This window comes from Clostridium sp. LXY-7 (assembly GCF_056172015.1).
Genome location: NZ_JBLLJL010000004.1, coordinates 571,980 through 591,127, shown reverse-complemented (window position 1 = coordinate 591,127; position 19,148 = coordinate 571,980). Strand labels below are relative to the sequence as shown.

Genomic DNA, 19,148 nt, shown 5'->3' with positions numbered 1-19,148 from the left:
GCTTCCATATATCTATAAAATAAAGAGGAAGTCAGTGACTTCCTCTTATAATTGATGATGTTAAATTCTATTATAAAATCATACAGCACTGCTATATGAATCATGCTTTACCTTTTCTAAACTCTCTTCTAAGTATTTACATAGCTCTCTAAATTCACTTATCCAATGAATTTTCGCTAATTCCCTTAGATCAAGTACTATGTTAGTATGCCTTTGCTTAATATACTCCATGTTATAAATCTCTGTTTCTACAAACCCCTCGTCATGCTTAAATATACAAGGGACATACTCATCCCAATTCTCTTGAAAATATTTTGTTTTTGCATAACATAGTCTATTTATATGAAATATAATTCCTATAACTGAAGTCTTTAATGCCATCTTGTGGCTAAAATATTCCTGGGTAGGATACTTCTCTTGACGCCTTTCCCAATATAGCCTGTTATTAGGATACAAATCATACTTATCAATTAATTTGCACTTTTCATCTCCTAGCTGATTCCTCATAACTATTTCTCTTTCCTCTTCACTTAACAATAACAGAGCCTCATAATCCATAAGAATACCCTCCCTAAAGTTAAATATTAATGATAGTAAAAAATAATTATTATACAAAAACATGGCTAGGGTAGTAGGATTCGAACCTACGATACTCAGAGTCAGAGTCTGATGCCTTACCACTTGGCTATACCCCATTATTTAAGTTTCTTGATGCGAAATCTTTTATTCTTTCCACAATTAGATTCTATTATTTAATGTCATAATTGTCTAATACTTATTATTTATAGAAATAATGATAGCTATTTGAATTTCAAATATATAAAATTAAATTTCACTCTTATAAAACATAATAACCCCTAGACTCATCCCATCTTATGGAATAAACCTAGAGGCCATTATATTTTTTCTATTCTGTTAAATAGAAATATAATAATTTAATTGTGCTTTCCATTGCATTATAGTGAGTTCTCTCCATACCATGTGATGCATGAACTCCTGGTCCTATAAGAGCTCCTCTTATATTGTTTCCACCATGTAATGCTGCACCTACATCTGAACCATAAAATGGATAAATATCTACTACATAATTAATTCCATTTTTCTTAGCAAGCTCTACTAACTTTGTAGTCATATTATAATCATATGGTCCTCCTGAATCCTTAGCACATATGGATACATCATATTCTGTACAGCTTAAATCTTCTCCTATACATCCCATATCTACAGCTAGCATCTCAGTTATATCCTGTGGTATATAGGAAGAACCATGACCAACCTCTTCATAAGTAGAAATAAATATTTTAGTGGTATACTTAGGAGTTGTTTTTGTTTTCTTAAATAGATCTAATAATCCCATTAAACAAGCGACACTTCCTTTATCATCAATAAATCTTGATTTTAAGAAGCCGCTCTCTGTAACAGTAGTCTTAGGATCTATAAATATAAAATCTCCAGCACATATTCCTAAATTTTCTACATCTTCTTTAGATTTCACTACTTCATCGATTCTTATTTCCATATTGTTAGCATCTCGTTTTTTAGAAACACAATCTTCATATACATGAGCTGCTGGGCTTGTACTTAAGAATGTACCAGCATAAATCCTTCCGTCTCTAGTTCTAATTTTACAATACTCTCCATCCAATGTAGGTACAATAGGTCCTCCAATTAGTGTGAACTTTAAAGTACCATTGCTAGTTATTGATCTAACCATAGCTCCAAGAGTATCTACGTGGGCAGATAACCCTATTACTTGTTCATTACTTTCTCCAGGTACAGTTATTATTCCACAACCCTTTATAGTTCTTTCAAAATCATAGCCAAACTTTTCTGCCCATGAAGCAATCATGTCCATTATTCCAAAACAAAAACCACTAGGACTGTCAAACTGTAATAATTCCTTCGCAGTATCTAATACATACTCTTTGTTAACCTTTAGTTCCATGCTACTCTTACCTCCAACTTATGATAAATTACTATACTCTGTTATTATAAATCCTTTACATACATTTTACTTATTTTTTCATTTCAAATACCTTATTCAGAACTATTATAATAATCAGTATATTCTCCATGTAAATTATACCATATTCAATGTATAGTTTCCAATTGCTGTTGATTAATTATTTATAAAATTCTATAAACAGTTCAATTCACAACCTGCTTGTAATTACTATATGAAATTATAAATTGAAACTATAAAATATTGGAAAACTCATGGTCTTCGTATATAATAATTATATAACATGAAACATTATAATTTGAATTTTATTTCCTATATATAAGAATATGAAACTTTAGGTTGATTTTAATATAAGTTGAAAGGATGTCTATTATGAATAAAAATATAGATTACAAGGTATTTTTTCATAACCTGGATATAAAATGCACTAAACAAAGACAGCTCATATTAGATGTGCTATTGGATTTGCCATTTCCTACTTCTGCTGAAGATATATTTTATAAGGTTCAGCTTATAGATAATACATTGAACTTATCTACAATATATAGAACTCTGGAACTCTTTGTTGCAAAAAATGTAGCTCTCAAATCTAATCTGTCAGAAGGTAAGAAAGCCCTATATGAAATAAACCATATGGAACATAAGCATTACCTAATATGCGTACAATGCAAGAAAATTATCTCAATAGAATATTGTCCACTCAATGCTTTTGAAAGAACTGTAGAAGTTGATACTGGATTCCATGTTTTAGGTCACAAACTTGAAATTTTTGGGTACTGCCCTGAATGTAAATCTAAGGTTATATTATAAAAACAAAGCTAAGCTCAAAGGAAGTATCTCTATTTAGTTTAGCTTTTCTTATGTCCTATTAGAAATAACACTATATTTCCCCCCATAATTGGGATATATATTTATTATTGTATCCTCCTCTCCAAATAAAGCTACCTTTTTATTTTTTAAACCCTTTATTTGTTTTAATTGATTGATTATAAAGTTTATGGTTTAATAATATATGATAATGATTATCAATTTCTTAATTCTATTTGTACTTTTAAATTAGATTTATATAAATTTTGGAGAGTGATTAATTAGTGACTTTAATGTTTGAAGAAAAATTGAATTCTATTCTTGAAACAATATATTACAGTAGTAAAATGCCAATATTATGCTTGAGCCGTAACGGCGAACTTCTAGGCTCTATGGGACTAGATGAAGATGTGATGAAAATATTTACAGATTATGATGTGAGTAAAAAAATTAGAAGCACCAATAACATTAATGCTTCTAATGATATTTTTACCCTTGAATTTGATAACAATATAAAATTTTCCTATATATTTCTATCTGACAGTAAATTCATAAATAACTATTTTGTTCTAGGTCCTTATAGAAGTAATAAGACTCTTCTATTAATAAAAGATAATCTTAACCTATCAACTATTACCTACAGACCTGAAAGCTGCATTAAATATATAGTAGAATTGATAAAACTTACCTTAGATGATCATAGTAATCCTGTTGATAATAATAACGCTCCTATGCACTCTATTGTAAAAAAGGCTATTAAATACATTCATAAAAACTATAATGGAGCCATATCAATAGATTATTTATCAAATAAGCTTAATATAAATAAATGTTACTTTTGCACTATTTTCAAGCAAGAAACCGGACTAACCTTCTCAAACTTTTTAAATATGTTTAGGATTGAGAAAAGTAAAGAACTTCTACTTCATAGCGATAAACCTATTCTAGATATAGCTCTAGATGTGGGATTTAATAATCAAAACTATTATACCATGGTATTTAAAAAGCTTGTTAATAAAACACCTCTAGAATTTAGGCGTAGTTGTAAATAGCTTATAGTTATTTACAACTACTTTCTCTTTTATTCGATGGCTACCATCCGTAACACACCTATCCTATTTAGATTACTTGTTTTAGACTTTGTAGCTTTTTTCTTATATTAAAAATCTCCATAATTGTCGAAAAGTTTTTTAAAAACTAGTTGCTACTTTTAGATTAAAAATCGTTTTTAACTATAGGGGGATTTTTATATTTTTTATTGAGTATAAATAATAGTAATTTATAGAAAATGCCGAAGCGGCCGTTGCTTATCTCGGTGGTAGTTCACTTACTATATAACACACTAAAAAGTAAGGTGAACCTTTTAATAATAATTGATAAATAATTAATACTAACTGTAACTTACTCAAATTTAAACAGCACTTATGAAGTAATAAGTGCTGTCATATCTATAAATATAATATTACTTTTCCCTACCTAACTATGTATTTCTTAGGGTATGTTAAAATTCATCATTTTAATATTAGCTAGAACGTACAATTATAATATAAACAATAATTAAATTAACGAAATTAAATTTAAAGATAAAAAAATTTAAACTTTTCATGAGGAATTGATTAGAGTGATTTGTACTTATTTTCTTGTGTAAAATAAAAAATGATGCTATGCCTCAGAATGATTTTAGAAATCATTTTTGAGACAACTTCTTTATATATCACAATTCATAGCTATTCCAATAGGAGTTACAAACATCGGATTTGACGGTTTATGAGTTTCTATTCCTGTTTCTTTTTCTATTACCTGCTCCAATCCTGTGTAACAGCAAGTTCCTCCTACTAAATATATATCATTGACTTCATAACCTTTTATGTGATACTTAATTATAGATGCTACCTTCTGAATAGCCGGTCTAATAAGCAAAAAATTTTCTTCATGTCTTTTGAAATCTCTCTTTATAATTTCTGCCTCATCAAAGGATATTTTATGAGCTCCTGATAATATTAGTGAAAAATGAGTTCCTCCAGTAGGTTCATCTGCCACATATACAACCTTTCCATCTTGAAATATAGCTATTCCTGTTGATCCTCCACCAATATCTACAATAGCTCCATTCTTAATCTCTAATAGTGAATTAGCTGCTGTCGGCTCGTCTAACATATTTGTAACTTCAAATCCAGCACTCTCTACCACATTCTTTATGGCTTTTGCATCATTTGTGGCTGTTCCTGGGGGAAAAGCTGTAGCAGCATATACAAGTTCACATCCTAATTTATCTTCAATTTGTGCCTTTAGCTCCTTAACTATTCTTATAGCTCCTATATAATCTACTACTAAGCCATCTCTAACCACCGAAGCATATTTATATGCTCCACACAATGGATTATAATTTTCATCCAGCACAGTTATTACTATAAAAGCAGTTCCTAAATCCACTCCTGTAAGATACTTCGTTTTTTTGTTAACTATGGGGTTTTCAATACTCTCTTCAAAAGTTTTAACTATAGAATTACATTTCTCAAATGTAGACAAATTTTTTCCTCCTAACAAAAGCAATATATAGTTAATATAATTATTCTCTACTAGAGATTTTTTATCCTAAGATATATTAACATTTTATATTGAATTAATGAAAATAATACTGAATACTAAATTTTCAGAAATATATTGACAAATAATAAACAATATCGTATTATTTAAATATAATAATATGGAGGGATAAATAATGGACGCAGCACAAACTTTTTTAACCAATCCAAAGATTTTCGAAGAAAAAGCAAATATTTTAAAGGCCCTAGCTCATCCAGTAAGACTTTGCATTGTAAAAGGATTAATTCAAAGTGGTGGCAGTAATGTTACTAATATGCAGCAATGCTTGAATATGCCTCAATCTACTATATCCCAACATATATCAAAATTAAAATCTTGTGGAATTATAGATTGGGAGAGAAATGGGCTTGAAATAACTTACAGAGTTAGTGATGATATCATTGAAGATTTAATTAAAATTTTATTTAGATAAGATTTATAAATTATAATGCTTAATAAATAATTATTAAAATAATGTCAATATTGGTTATAACAATATTGTAGTTTCATCTTAAAAGGAGTCAATAATATTAAAGGCTTCTTTTTAAATAAATATTAAATCGTAAAATTTGAATATTATAATGTTTAAATTTAATTATATGAATTGTTTTGAAAGGAGTATTTTTTATGGGTAAAAAAATTGTTATTGTTGGTGGAGTTGCTGGAGGAGCTTCTGCATCTGCTCGTCTTAGAAGATTAGATGAAACTTGTGAAATAGTTATGTTTGAGAAGGGTGAGTTTATTTCCTTTGCAAACTGTGGACTTCCTTACTATATAGGAGAAACCATCATTGAAAGAAATAAACTTTTAGTTCAAACTGTTGAAGGCATGTCTAATAGATTTAATATGGACATAAGAAATTTCAGTGAAGTTATAAAAATAAATAGAAAAGATAAAACTGTTGTTGTTAAAAATACTAATACTAACGATACCTATGAAGAGAGTTATGATATATTAGTTCTGTCTCCTGGTGCCAATCCAATTGCTCCACCTATTCCTGGAATTAAAGAAGCTAATAATATATTCACTCTCAGAAATATTCCAGATACTGATAAAATTAAAGGCTTTGTTGATGACAATAAACCAAAGAATGCAGTTATTGTTGGTGGTGGATTCATTGGTCTAGAAATGGCAGAAAATCTTCATGATAGAGGAGTTTGTGTCACACTAGTGGAAATGGCAAATCAAGTCATGGCTCCCCTTGATTATGAAATGGCTGCCATAGTTCATGAACATTTAATTGATAAGGGTGTAAATTTAATCCTTGAAGATGGAGTTAAGTCCTTTAAAAATAATGGAAGTAAAGTTCTTTTAAATAGCGGAATGGAAATTTCCACTGATATGATTATTTTATCAATTGGAGTACAGCCAGAAAGTAAAATTGCATCGGAAGCAGGACTTGAAGTAAATGAAAGAAAAGCCATAATTGTTGACCAGTACATGAAAACTTCTGATGACAATATTTATGCTCTAGGAGATGCTGTACAAGTAACTGACTATATAAATGGAAAGCCTACTATGATTCCATTAGCATGGCCTGCTAATAGACAAGGAAGAATTGTAGCTGATAATATATTCGGTAAACAGACTAAATATCTTGGAACTCTAGGTTCTTCAATAGCAAAGGTCTTTGATTTAACTGTAGCCACCACTGGTAACAATGAAAAAACTTTAATGAAGCTTGGAATGAATTATAAGGCTGTTCATGTACATCCTGGCTCCCATGCCAGCTATTATCCTGGTGCTTTTCCAATTTCTTTAAAACTATTATTCGACCCTGTAGATGGTAGAATCTTAGGAGCTCAAGGTATAGGATTAGATGGTGTAGACAAACGTATCGATGTTATTGCTACTGCTATTAAGGGAAAACTTACCGTATTTGATTTACCTGATTTAGAGATTTGTTATGCTCCACCATATTCTTCTGCTAAAGATCCAGTTAATATGGCCGGTTATGTAGCTTCTAATATTCTAGAAGATATGGTAGATACTATACAGTGGTATGAAATAGATGATTTAATTAAAGATGGTGAATTTATACTTGATGTGAGAGAACCACTTGAATTTTCCACTGGAGCTTTAGAAAATTCAGTAAATATACCATTAGGTACTATAAGAAAAAATCTAGATGACCTTCCAACAGATAAAACTATATATATCTACTGCCAGGTTGGACTCCGTGGATATATAGCCTGTAGGATTCTTACTCAACTTGGATATAAATGTATAAATCTTGATGGTGGATATAAGACTTATTCCCTTGCTAAGGTAAAACCTACCTTTAAAAATGATTCTTATTCCTTCGAAAAACCAATAACTGAATCTGAAAGTAAAATAGATACAAGTGCTTTTAAAAAAGCTAGTGTAACCTTAGATGCTTGTGGACTACAGTGCCCTGGTCCAATTCGAAAAGTGTTTGAAGCGATAAATAAATTAAAGGATGGAGACATCCTTGAAGTTAGAGCTACTGACCCTGGTTTTAATAAGGACATTCAAAGTTGGTGTGATAAAACAGGTAATACCCTAATGAAAAGTGATTTCAACAAAGATAAAAAAGCCTTTGTAGCTTGGATACAAAAGGGCTATAACTGCACTTCAGCTAACAAGGATACTGTTGCTATTACAAAGTCTGATAAGGATGGTGCTACTATGGTAGTCTTCAGTGGAGATTTAGATAAAGCAATAGCTTCATTTATAATAGCTACTGGTGCAGCATCTATGGGAAAACCTGTTACCATGTTTTTTACCTTCTGGGGGTTAAATATCCTCAAGAAGAAAGAAAAACCTTCTGTTAAAAAGGATACCATGGAAAAGATGTTTGATATTATGCTTCCTAGTAACACTGGAAAGCTTCCATTATCTAAAATGAATATGGCTGGTATGGGACCTAAGATGATTAAACACATAATGGATAAAAATAATGTAGATAGCTTAGATACTCTTATATTTAATGCTATAAATATGGGGGTTAAGATAGTTGCTTGCTCTATGTCTATGGATTTAATGGGAATTAAAAAGGAAGAGTTTATTGATGGCGTTGAAATAGGTGGAGTTGCTTCCTACTTAGCATCTACTGAAGACTCTGGATTAAATTTATTTATCTAGTTAATCAAGATTCTTTTAAAATGGCTTTGTTTTAATATGTGGACCTAAAGTCAATAATGTATTAAAACAAATCCAATTTTTTAAATATATAGATTTCAATAATGAAACTACATTATACAAATAGGTTTTCATTTTATGAAATATTTAAATTGAACTTCATATTATTGCTGTGAATACCATTTGCAGAAAGTTTAGATTTACTTAGGAGCTATGAAAGAAAAAATCGTTAAGAAATACAACCTGTTCGAACGTAGTGAGTTGTTGTATTTTAGATTTTTTCTTGAATAGTGCCTTAGTAAATCAAGGTTTCGAAACGGTTGAGCAGTAATAATATGAAGTTCTAATTAATTTAATTTTATATTTAAGCCTATCTGTATAATGTAGAAACTTAATTACAACTTATATATCTAAAACCTAAAATAAATATTTACACCTTTGCTCCTTCATAGCATAAACTATATTAGAATAAGTTTAACTGGTTAAGTTTAAACTGGTTATTGTATTCATCTTATTTTTTTCATAGCTCTTCTTTTCAAATTAATTCATAAGTTAAATTCCACTTTATTGCTAATTCCTCAATCTTCGTTAATCTTATATCTTAGATGAAAAGAAGTACTATTGAAAATTAAGATATACTTTTACTTCTAATTCAAAGGATTATAGGTGTTGATTATGTATGAACTAGATAGAGTATTTAGTTGGTGGCCAATGAAACTTTTAGCTACAACTCTTATAACCATATTTTCACCATTTCAAATTCCAATTTATATTTTAATTACTATGCTGTTTCTTGATACTTTTACTGGAATTGCATATGCCATTAGAATGAAGAAATTTAGCAGTTCAGGAATAAAAAGCGGTATTGGAAAAGTTATAACTTATTTTCTAGCCATACTAGTGGTACGTTTGCTAGAAATAGGAATTTCCTCAATGGTAAATACAATTGTTATAACCCACGCCATTACTACCTATTTAATTATAACAGAAGGATTAAGTGTACTTGAAAATTTGACCCTTCTAGGAGTTCCTATACCTCCTGCTATTCGGAATATGATATTAAAGCAATTCGATAATACTGTGATTGATTCATTATTCAAACCTAATGATATAAAATTTCAATTACCTTTAGATATAAATGAATTGTCTCACAATATATCAAATATAAATGAAGAACAAACACGAGATTTATATACTATAATATTAAAGGAATTTACTGACTTTATAATAATTTTAAACTCTGATACCTTTTTTACTTCTGATAATAAAGATTTATTTTATTATAAAGTCATGGCATCTCTCAATATTTCTAATGATAAAATTTACCAAGAATGTAAGAGAAAAAATATCTCTTCTACTATAATTTGTAAAGTAGTAAATCCAAAATCTGAAGATATGATGACTTGGAAGAATGAAATTAAAAATTTATGCTACAGTAACGAATCCCTAGAAGAAAAGAAACAAAAATTAACTGAAGATGTGCTATTGTTTTTATATAAGTTAATAGCTGAATCAGCTTAAGATATCTTTAGCTTTAGATGTAGTTTCAAATGAAAAGTCACCTCTATTTAGAGGTGACTTAAATCTTATATTCTAATATTTGTGTCTTCCAGACTTCTTATAGCAAAATACATTATTCCTATTACCATAAAATTGAGAACTACACAACATATCAATGCAGCTTGTAATGATATCTCTGCCGTAATTCCTATAATTCCGTTGCTTATAGCTGATACGATATTTCCTATCATTGCATAGGAAGATAAAATAGTAGCTCTATTTAAAGAAGTTATACTTTTGTTTTTTATGGTCTCTGTTAGCGGTTGAGTTAAGGCAAACGCGCCTTCTATTATAAATATCAATATAATGGTTACATACCAACTTGAACTGAATATCAAAAATACATTGCTTACTATAACCAAAATTATAGATAATAGATATACACTTTTATCTCCCATATATCTCTTTATTTTATGAGATTTTATAGATATAAAAGTTGCCACCTGCATTAATGCAGTTAATATACCAAACCACTTCATGTCTATACCACTTTTTATATAAAGAGGTTGATTTAGGAATACGCAGATACTATGTGTAGTTTCGCTTAATATTGCTATACCTATTATAAATATGAGAATTCTTTTATTAGTAAAAGCTAATTTAAAAGTATCCTTTATGCCCTCTCTTCTTTCCCCATCATCAACCTTGATATCTATAAGGAAAAAACTTAATATAAATGCTATTATATATGGAATTATTGTAGCAAAAGCTAATAAATCTAAAGAGTGCTCTACCATTATTCCACTTACCAGTGAAGATACTAAAAAACCAGCAGTTCCAAAAGCCCCATATCTACCAAAAATCTTCTCACTATCATCCTTGTCTATAGAAGAATATAATATGGCACTGTCGCATCCAGATATACCTGATATAGCTATTGCGCCTAAAATAGCCTCTACTAAAAATCCACTAAAAGAATGTGCATAATAAAAAGCTATTTTTGATAATAAAAATATTCCATAAGACATTATTAAAGTCTTTTTATACCCTAATTTATCTCCTATTATTCCCCAGGGAATTTCAAATATCATCATAAGTATTACAAATATACTCTCTAAAAAGAATATATCACTTAACTGTAATCCTCTATTTAATCTAAATATAGTGGCAAAAGCCCCGTAAAAAACTAAACCTTGAAAAAAGGCAATAAAATACAATACATATTTATTTTTATTCTTCATGTTACATCCTCCATCTCATCATACGACAAATAAACCTTACTAATGCAGGTTTTAAAACTTTAGATTGTCATATAATCAATGTTTAGATGCGGTCATAAAGACATTCCCCTTTCAAAGTTTTGTATTAATACTCACAATTCTATTAATACTAATCATTTACTTATATATTTATAATATCACCAATAAATGCTTTTGTAAATTATGGAATCTATTCTATCCAAGTTTCTAGATGAGGTTCTTTATCTAATATAGACTTGTATTGATGAAAATTTCCAAATTTGCCCTCAGGGTCTAACCTCATATATCTCTCATATTTTTTAACTCTATCCTCTTCCTTTGCCCATCCGTAATGCTTTAATCTATATTGGCAAGGAAGTATCTTTAAATCCGTTATATTATAAGGCAATCTTCCACAGTGCTGTGGAGTTTCTATCCATTTATAATTAAAGTTCTCTTGATATCTTATTAAAAAGGTCCTATAGGTCTTATGTGCAAACCACAAATTATCATCTCTATAATGCTCCATATCCCAGAAATCATATAACCTAAAACCATATCCGTCTATATCTAGATCTCTATCTATCAAATCTCTTATTGCTTCATTAAAGCTTCTCTCAAACATCTCATCCCCATCTAAATTTAATATCCAATCTGGTTCAGTCTTTAAGGTCTCTCTCCATTGTTGCATTCTAAGATTAATCTCATTTTTAAATCCTGATTCTGTATTCTGTATTAAAATAAGCTTTTTATCTCCTAATATATCCTTAATAATTTCAACAGTTTTATCTGTACTTCCATCATCTATAATTACAGCCTCATCTATATATTTTCTATGCTCCATTAATGCTTCTTCTAAATATCTTCCCTCTTCGTTTTTAACTACCATAGATAATGTTAATTTATTTTTCTCCTTAGCCTTTCTAATAAAAGGTGTGGATATGATGTTACTCTCTATAATGTCCTTACTTTTATCTTCTTTTTCTTCTGAATCGATACTCTTGTACTTTAACTTAAAACCTTCTACCCCTTTAAGTTCTTCTATTCTATAAATATGATAGGCTGGATAATGAGTATCTACATATAACTCATACCCATAAGCAGCAGCCCTTAGTGAAAAATATCTATCCTCTCCCCAAAAAGATACATTATATATTTCACTAAAATTAACTCCTCTTTCTAAGGGTGCTCTTTTTATCAATGTACAAGCTCCTAATCCACCAACCCTATACACTCCTGGATTTTTAAGTGTATTTAAAAAATCTCCAGTTTCTCTAGCTATTTCTTCCTCTGTTACACTTCTCATCATATTAGCATTATACATAGTATAAAAATCCTTTAACCAAACCTGTGGTAACTCTTCTCCATTAGGTACCCATTTAGTCCAAAATATATTTGAAATTATATCCTTATCTTGATTAATTAAAGATTTTAAAGTTTCTGGATGTAGTATTAAATCAGAATCCACAAAAAATAAATACTCATAGGGAGTTGATAAAAAAAACTCTATAATTGAGTTCTTTAATATAATAATTTTATCTATTAAGTTATTTGTCCACCTATGAGTTATGTCATTACAAATATATTTATCCTTCGCATTTGAAATGTTATTTACTTTTAATACCCTTGCATTATTTTTCTCTACAAATTCATTAATAAGTGTAGATGATTCAAAGTCCTCATTATCATCTATAAAGCAATAGGCTATGTGAAAATCCCCTTTTTTTAGTTCATTTAAAGATTTAAAGAATTCCTTTAATATCTCCTTTTCTTTACGAATTGTACTAGCTATCATTATCTTCTTCGTCATGCACTTTTCACCTCTGATATACTTCTAAATTTTACTATATAATCTAGTATATTTATGAAATGTACCTATGTTTACTAATGTTATATATTTTCATGTAATGTTATCATTACTTCAGATATTGAGGTACTTGACATAGTAATTTATTCAAATGATTGATAATAGTAATATCTCCATTTATTTTAATCTTTCCCTTAGCTACACATGAGAAGAAATCTATTTTACTATTTAATATGGCATTAACTGTTTCTAAAGAATTAAAAGAAATATTAGCCATCGGTTGTGTTACAACACCTTTCTTCCCTTCCAACTCTCCCTTTCCATCAGAAATAATATGAAATCCTAGTCTCGAATTTAATCCGTCAATAGTAACTATTCCTTTTGAGATTCTTTTTGCATTAGATTTTCCTTGGTCATCATAATTAGCAATTTGAACTAGAGACATAAATGCTACATAAGCGGATAAAATAGTATTGATCTCAAAGTAATGTAGATTTTTTAAAAGTTCATCTGTTGGCTTTAAGAAATAGCTTAATCGATTTCTTAATTTCATGAATTCATTTTTAAGAAAGTTAATTTGACTTAATCCTTTTAACGGAATTGGATTACCTTTTCCATTAAACATTTCATTTAAATGCTCTGGTGATTTGAAGTATAGCTTTATATTGCAATTTTCCTCTCCTCTTGCAACGCTACACTTTCCATTTTTTAAAGTAATATATGCTCTAGGACCACTTTTAACAATTAATTGAATAATCATATCTTTTCCTTTTATGATTTCTTGTGTCTCACTATCTAAATCACATAGTTCTTCTAAACTCCTTAAAATAGCAAAGATATTGATATTGGCCATAGTTAATGAATCCTTCATAAATAACCTCCTTATAATAAATTAATCCTTATAAATATGAGGTACACTTACTCTATATTTAATTAAATGGATAATTACTCTATATTTATGCCAAAAGAATAATTAAATAACTTTATTTACTTTCTATAATTTGTCTAAATTTTAATATATAAGTTCCAATTAAGAATATAGAATATAAAATTTAAAATTATTGATAAAATTATATAACCTAAGATCTCTAAAATGATAAATAAAAATGTAAGAAACTTAATTGCAACTTATATAAAAAAGCCTTGTTTTAAATTGCTTGTAATAAATTGCAATAACATGCAGTTCATTATAAGCAATGATTTAAAACAAAGCCTTGTATATATAATCAATTATTCTATTATTCTATATTGATTTTTCGGACGACCAACCTTTCCATACTCGAGCTCAATAATTAATTTCTTCTCTTTCTCTAGGTAATCTAAATATCTTCTAGCTGTGATTCTCGATACTCCAATTTTTTGTGCAACTTCCTCTGCTGTGAATCCAATACCCTTCATTTGATAGATACATTTTATCAGCTTATCATAGGTATGACGATTAAAACCCTTAATATTTTCGATACATTCTTCTTCTTCATATACACTCTCTTTATTTAACGTATATTTATCAATGATTTCTTGTTCAGCATTATTTATTCCTGTAAAGTTGCTTCTTCTCCCCTTATATTGCTCTAATGCTTCTTGAAATCTCTTAAATTTAAAAGGTTTTATCAAATAATCTACGGCTCCATATCTAAAGGAATCTTCCACTGTTTCTATACTTTTATCCGCAGTAATTAAAATAGCATCACACTTTAAATTTTTTCTTCTTACCCATTTAAGAAGGTCAAGCCCTTTCCCTTGTGGGAAAAAGACATCTAGTAATATTAAATCCGGTTTTTCATTTAATATGCTTTCTTTTGCTTTATCAATAGAACTAACGCTATCTATAAGTTTATAGCCTTCTACTTTTCCTAAAAACTTTGAATTTATTTCCCTAATCATTGGGTCATCCTCTACTATAAGTACCTTAAGCATCATCTTTTCTCCCTTCCATAGGTATGTATATATCCCATATAGTGCCATTATTTTGTATTAATTCTATATTACCACCAGCACTATCTATAATTTTTTTTACATAACTAAGACCAAAGCCTCTAACTCCTCTCTTAGTTGTAACTCCCTCTTGAAATATTTTTTCCGTTACTTCTTTACTTATACCTGGACCATTATCTTGAATCCACAGATATAATCCCTGTTCATTAGATTTTAATCTTACAATAATTTCTCCATCTTCAAATTTAACCAATTCATCAATAGCATTTTCAATTAAATTTCCAATAACAGAACAAAATTCATCTTCAGTTATGTCCTTAGGAAGCTCTACTATAGTGGATTGAACATCTATTTCCATAGAAATTTTAGCTTCTACAGCCTTATTATATTTTCCTAATAAGATTGCTCCTACCATTGGGTTTTTTATTTTAGTATTTATAATAGACATTATTTCCTCTCTCTCCTGAGCTATATTAGAAATAAAGTCTACTGCTTTATCATATTCCTCTAATTGTATTAATCCTGAAATAACATGAAGCTTATTCATAAACTCATGGTTTTGTGCCCTAAGTTCATAGGTCATCTTCCTAAATCCAGTTATCCTTTCTGCCATATCTCTAACTTCTGTTAAATCTTCAAAATTAGAAACCACTCCAATGATATCATCTTTATAATTAGTAAGAGGTATGTGACTACACATAAGAATCTTTCCTGTGGCGATTTTAAGTTCCTTATTATATACTGCTTTCTTAGTAGTATATACATCTAATATTTGTTCAGCATAATTAGAATTAAAATTCCACATATTCCCTTCTATAATACTTTCATCAAAATCTAATATTTCTTTTGCTGTCTTATTTACTAAAATAATACTTCCATCCTTATTTACAGCTAGTATACCATACTTCAGACTATGAATAACTGTGTCCCTTTGCGCTAGTAACAATGCAATTTCCTTAGGTTCTAAACCTAAAAGTGTCTTTTTTATAGTATTAGATAAAAATAATGCTCCTATGATAGCTACTAAAAATCCTATTAACATAGTCAATTTAAACATTGTTATATGAGGACTTATTTCTTTATATACAGTATCAGTTAATAATCCTACTAAAACAGCTCCTACTTGCTCACCTTTATAATATATAGGATGAAAGGCTCTAATGGCAGATATTAAAACATTTTTATCTTTGGAAATGTAAGCTTGCCCTCTATGTAATACTCTTTCCTCACCACCACTTATATATTTTTTACCTAAGTCATGTTCAATGGGATAAGAATATTTTATGCCATCCATATCCATAACAATAATATAATTAAATCTAGTGTCCTTTCTAAAACCTTCAACTTTTTTTTGTATTATATTTTGATCTTTAGTAGTGCCTAGTGTTTCAGCAATTACCTCCATAGATGAAATAGTTGTAGCTAAATCCATTGCATTGTTTCCCATCTGCGTCTCTATAGTTTTCTCTACTTGCCTATAGCTACACCATGCCATGCCACCAATTATACTAGCTATTACAATAACCATAAAAACTATAATTTTAATATGTAGCTTCACTATCCATCCTCCTTCCTTAAAAATAAAGCATTTCAAATTTAAATTTGAAATGCATTATCTTCAGAATTCATTTATCTTTAAGAGCTACTTTAGTCACATAAAATAACTTAGTTTAGTCATTTTTTAAAGATGCCTTCTTTAACCCGTCTTCTATAGCCTTAATTAATCCTTCACTAGTAAAAGTTGCACCACTAACCATATCTATATCTGCGCTATTTTTTTTTATAACTAATTTAGGTATCTCTTCATATACAAATTTACTAACCTCTGGCATCTCATATTCCTCAATAATATCTATGTTAATAATCTTATATTCGTTTGTAGTAACTAATATCTTAATAGGACCATGATGCCCGTTTCCTATACCTTCATAGGTTCCACTTCTATATATAATCTCTTCTGGCTTGTTTTCTATATATAATGATACTATTATAACTCCTATAAGAAGAACAAGTAATAATACGGTATTTTTATATTTTCCCAAAACGCCACCCCCAAATAATGGTGTTTCTATGTAATCGTCTTCTTATATATTATATCATTGTAACTTTTTTTTGTCATCATTGCCATTTACAAGTTATCCTTTCCACAATATCTATAAACATAAATAGCAATAATCCTAATATACTAATTATTACAATCCCAGAATACATCTCCACATAATTCACTCTCATCCAAGCATCCATGATAAAATATCCTAATCCATATTCTGTGCCAAAATTCTCTGTGAAAAATAGAACAGATATGGCAGTCCCTAGAACTATCCTTAGAGAGGTGAGAATTCTCGGTATTATTCCCGGTAAAATTACTTCTTTAATCATTTGAAAATTACTAGCACCTAAAGAATATAGTGGATAAAATATTTCTTTTCCCATCTCTTTTATTCCATCTCTTATATTTACTACCACAGGGAAAAATGTAATTAAAAATATCATCACTATTTTAGAGCTATCACCTAATCCAAAAACAAGCATTATTATGGGTAGTAATGCCATCTTAGGAACAGGATAATTAAAATATAATATAGGAGAAAATAATAAATCTACTTTCTCATAATATCCCATAAGAATTCCTAATGGAGTTCCGATAAGTAGGGTTAATGCTATCCCTAATATAATTCTTTTTAAACTATAGGCTATATGAATTAAAATCTTACTTTTAAAGATTTCACAGATATTTATAAATATATCAGTTGGTGTAGGGAATATGGGTATTTCCAATAGCATAGCTAAAAACTGCCAACTTATAACTATAAGAACAAAGGCTATAATAAAACTTTTAAATCCATAATCCTTAGTTTTCATAGTTACATCTTTCCTTTAGCATATTTTTCAATGTATTCTTGAATTGAAAATAGTTTATATCCATATCCACATCTTCTTTCTCAAAGAATTCATTTTTCTTAACCATTATCAAACTTTCTGGACAAGTTCTCATAACCGCTATCTTCTCTCCTAAGTAAATAGCTTCCTTGATATTATGGGTAACTAGAATAGTAGTTACCTTATATTCCTTCCAGATTTTTAGAAACAATTTTTGTATTTCTTCCTTAGCGATTTCATCTAATGCCGAAAAACACTCATCCATTAAAAGTACATTGGGTTTTATAACTAGTGCTCTAGCCATGGCAACCCTCTGCATTTGACCACCACTTAACTCTCTTGGATATCTATTCACAACTTCTTCAATCCTTAGTTCTCTTATAATATCTCTATAGTGCTCCCTGTCTATATTATTTTTGCCATCTTTTATTTTAGTACCTAATAAAATATTGTCTTCTACAGTCTTCCAATTAATTAATCCATAATTCTGAGGTATATATCCAATTCTATGTATCTTTGTATTTAATTTCATTTTGTCAATAGTTACTTGCCCTTTATATTCTTTAATAATTCCAGCAACAACCTTTAGCAATGTAGATTTTCCGCATCCAGAGGGCCCAATAATAGTACATATCTCCCCTGAATTAATATCTAAGCTAAGATTTTCAATAGCTCTTATAACTTTATTCTTACTTTTATAGCTTACATTAAGCTCTTCTATAGAAATCAATTAGATCACCTACTATTCCTCAGTTCCCCAAGAATCGTATAATGTATTTTCTATTCCTAACATATCCAAAACTCTTCCAACGGTAGAATTAACTACTTCCTCTATGGTTTTTGGTCTTTGATAAAAAGCTGGCATAGGAGGAACTATTTCCACATTTAAATCACTTAAGATCAACATATTTTTAAGATGAATAGAGCTTAATGGTGTTTCTCTTGGAATTAATATAAGCTTTCGTTTTTCTTTAATCATTACATCTGCAGCTCTTATTAATAAACTATCTGAAATTCCATGGGCAATTTTAGAAAGGGTTCCCATAGAACATGGTGAAATAACCATTCCTCTAGTTTTAAAGGAGCCACTGGCTATATTTGAAAACATATCCCTTATATCACATAACTCTATCTGTCCCTTATTTTCTGCTAACTCTCTAAGCCAGTTTTCAAATGAAACTTCGCACTCATATTCAAATACTTTTCTCCCATAATCTGTGATAACTAAGTATACTTTCTTTTTATTTTTTATTAACTCCTCACAAATTCTTTTCCCATATATACTTCCACTAGCACCTGTAATTCCAACTATGTATTTATCCACTGTTTT

At 29.2% G+C, this 19,148-nt stretch carries 17 protein-coding genes and 1 tRNA gene; 5 read left to right on the top strand and 13 right to left on the bottom strand.

The annotated features are described in order from the left end of the window. Window positions 1-78: 78 nt before the first annotated feature. The 3 genes from ACI48Q_RS16045 to ACI48Q_RS16035 form a co-directional block, all read right to left on the bottom strand. Window positions 79-558, bottom strand: a complete 480-nt coding sequence (locus tag ACI48Q_RS16045; RefSeq protein ID WP_474920130.1) for a hypothetical protein — start codon at window positions 556-558, stop codon at window positions 79-81. Between the two features lie 62 nt (window positions 559-620). After that, window positions 621-695 (bottom strand) — tRNA-Gln (locus ACI48Q_RS16040). 212 nt (window positions 696-907) lie between these two features. Then, complete coding sequence (locus tag ACI48Q_RS16035) at window positions 908-1,945, bottom strand: M42 family metallopeptidase (RefSeq protein WP_474920129.1); 1,038 nt, start codon at window positions 1,943-1,945, stop codon at window positions 908-910. 390 nt (window positions 1,946-2,335) lie between these two features. On the opposite strand from ACI48Q_RS16035, the gene ACI48Q_RS16030 reads away from it, so the two are divergent. Together ACI48Q_RS16030 and ACI48Q_RS16025 are read left to right on the top strand one after the other, a co-directional pair. Then, window positions 2,336-2,773 carry a Fur family transcriptional regulator gene (locus ACI48Q_RS16030; RefSeq protein ID WP_474920128.1) on the top strand — a complete coding sequence of 146 codons (438 nt, stop codon included), beginning with the start codon at window positions 2,336-2,338 and terminating at the stop codon, window positions 2,771-2,773. Window positions 2,774-3,063: 290 nt separating this feature from the next. Further along, complete coding sequence (locus ACI48Q_RS16025; protein ID WP_474920190.1) at window positions 3,064-3,822, top strand: helix-turn-helix domain-containing protein; 759 nt, start codon at window positions 3,064-3,066, stop codon at window positions 3,820-3,822. A gap of 655 nt (window positions 3,823-4,477) precedes the next feature. On the opposite strand, the gene eutJ is transcribed toward ACI48Q_RS16025, so the two are convergent. Continuing rightward, window positions 4,478-5,299 (bottom strand): ethanolamine utilization protein EutJ, encoded by an 822-nt coding sequence (eutJ, locus tag ACI48Q_RS16020; RefSeq protein ID WP_474920127.1) that lies wholly within the window; start codon window positions 5,297-5,299, stop codon window positions 4,478-4,480. 193 nt (window positions 5,300-5,492) lie between these two features. Between eutJ and ACI48Q_RS16015 the strand changes: the two genes are divergently transcribed. The 3 genes from ACI48Q_RS16015 to ACI48Q_RS16005 all read left to right on the top strand — a co-directional run bounded on the left by ACI48Q_RS16015 (window position 5,493) and on the right by ACI48Q_RS16005 (window position 9,979). Continuing rightward, the gene (locus ACI48Q_RS16015) at window positions 5,493-5,789 is read left to right on the top strand and encodes an ArsR/SmtB family transcription factor (protein ID WP_474920126.1); all 297 of its coding nucleotides are present in this window, start codon (window positions 5,493-5,495) and stop codon (window positions 5,787-5,789) included. 194 nt (window positions 5,790-5,983) lie between these two features. Next, a complete protein-coding gene (locus ACI48Q_RS16010; RefSeq protein ID WP_474920125.1) occupies window positions 5,984-8,461 on the top strand; it encodes a CoA-disulfide reductase in 2,478 nt (825 codons plus the stop codon). Between the two features lie 672 nt (window positions 8,462-9,133). Further along, the gene (locus ACI48Q_RS16005; RefSeq protein WP_474920124.1) at window positions 9,134-9,979 is read left to right on the top strand and encodes a phage holin family protein; all 846 of its coding nucleotides are present in this window, start codon (window positions 9,134-9,136) and stop codon (window positions 9,977-9,979) included. Window positions 9,980-10,044: 65 nt separating this feature from the next. Here ACI48Q_RS16005 and ACI48Q_RS16000 read toward each other — a convergent pair whose 3' ends face one another. The 9 genes from ACI48Q_RS16000 to ACI48Q_RS15960 form a co-directional block, all read right to left on the bottom strand. Next, window positions 10,045-11,199 (bottom strand): MFS transporter, encoded by a 1,155-nt coding sequence (locus ACI48Q_RS16000; RefSeq protein ID WP_474920123.1) that lies wholly within the window; start codon window positions 11,197-11,199, stop codon window positions 10,045-10,047. 208 nt (window positions 11,200-11,407) lie between these two features. Then, window positions 11,408-13,006 (bottom strand): glycosyltransferase, encoded by a 1,599-nt coding sequence (locus ACI48Q_RS15995; protein ID WP_474920122.1) that lies wholly within the window; start codon window positions 13,004-13,006, stop codon window positions 11,408-11,410. A 106-nt stretch (window positions 13,007-13,112) separates the two neighbouring features. Continuing rightward, a complete protein-coding gene (locus ACI48Q_RS15990; protein ID WP_474920121.1) occupies window positions 13,113-13,874 on the bottom strand; it encodes a hypothetical protein in 762 nt (253 codons plus the stop codon). Window positions 13,875-14,233: 359 nt separating this feature from the next. Then, entirely contained in the window at window positions 14,234-14,920 is a 687-nt protein-coding gene (locus ACI48Q_RS15985; RefSeq protein ID WP_474920120.1) for a response regulator, read from the bottom strand. Further along, window positions 14,913-16,496, bottom strand: coding sequence for an ATP-binding protein (locus ACI48Q_RS15980; protein WP_474920119.1), 1,584 nt, complete (start codon window positions 16,494-16,496; stop codon window positions 14,913-14,915). Before ACI48Q_RS15980 ends, ACI48Q_RS15985 begins: the two co-directional genes overlap by 8 nt. A 112-nt stretch (window positions 16,497-16,608) precedes the next feature. Beyond that, window positions 16,609-16,980, bottom strand: a complete 372-nt coding sequence (locus ACI48Q_RS15975; RefSeq protein WP_474920118.1) for an FMN-binding protein — start codon at window positions 16,978-16,980, stop codon at window positions 16,609-16,611. A gap of 76 nt (window positions 16,981-17,056) precedes the next feature. Continuing rightward, on the bottom strand, window positions 17,057-17,800 hold the full coding sequence (locus ACI48Q_RS15970; protein WP_474920117.1) for an ABC transporter permease: 744 nt from the start codon (window positions 17,798-17,800) through the stop codon (window positions 17,057-17,059). Next, a complete protein-coding gene (locus ACI48Q_RS15965; protein ID WP_474920116.1) occupies window positions 17,790-18,548 on the bottom strand; it encodes an ATP-binding cassette domain-containing protein in 759 nt (252 codons plus the stop codon). Before ACI48Q_RS15965 ends, ACI48Q_RS15970 begins: the two co-directional genes overlap by 11 nt. Window positions 18,549-18,560: 12 nt before the next feature. Then, complete coding sequence (locus ACI48Q_RS15960) at window positions 18,561-19,142, bottom strand: UbiX family flavin prenyltransferase (RefSeq protein WP_474920115.1); 582 nt, start codon at window positions 19,140-19,142, stop codon at window positions 18,561-18,563. Window positions 19,143-19,148: the final 6 nt, after the last annotated feature.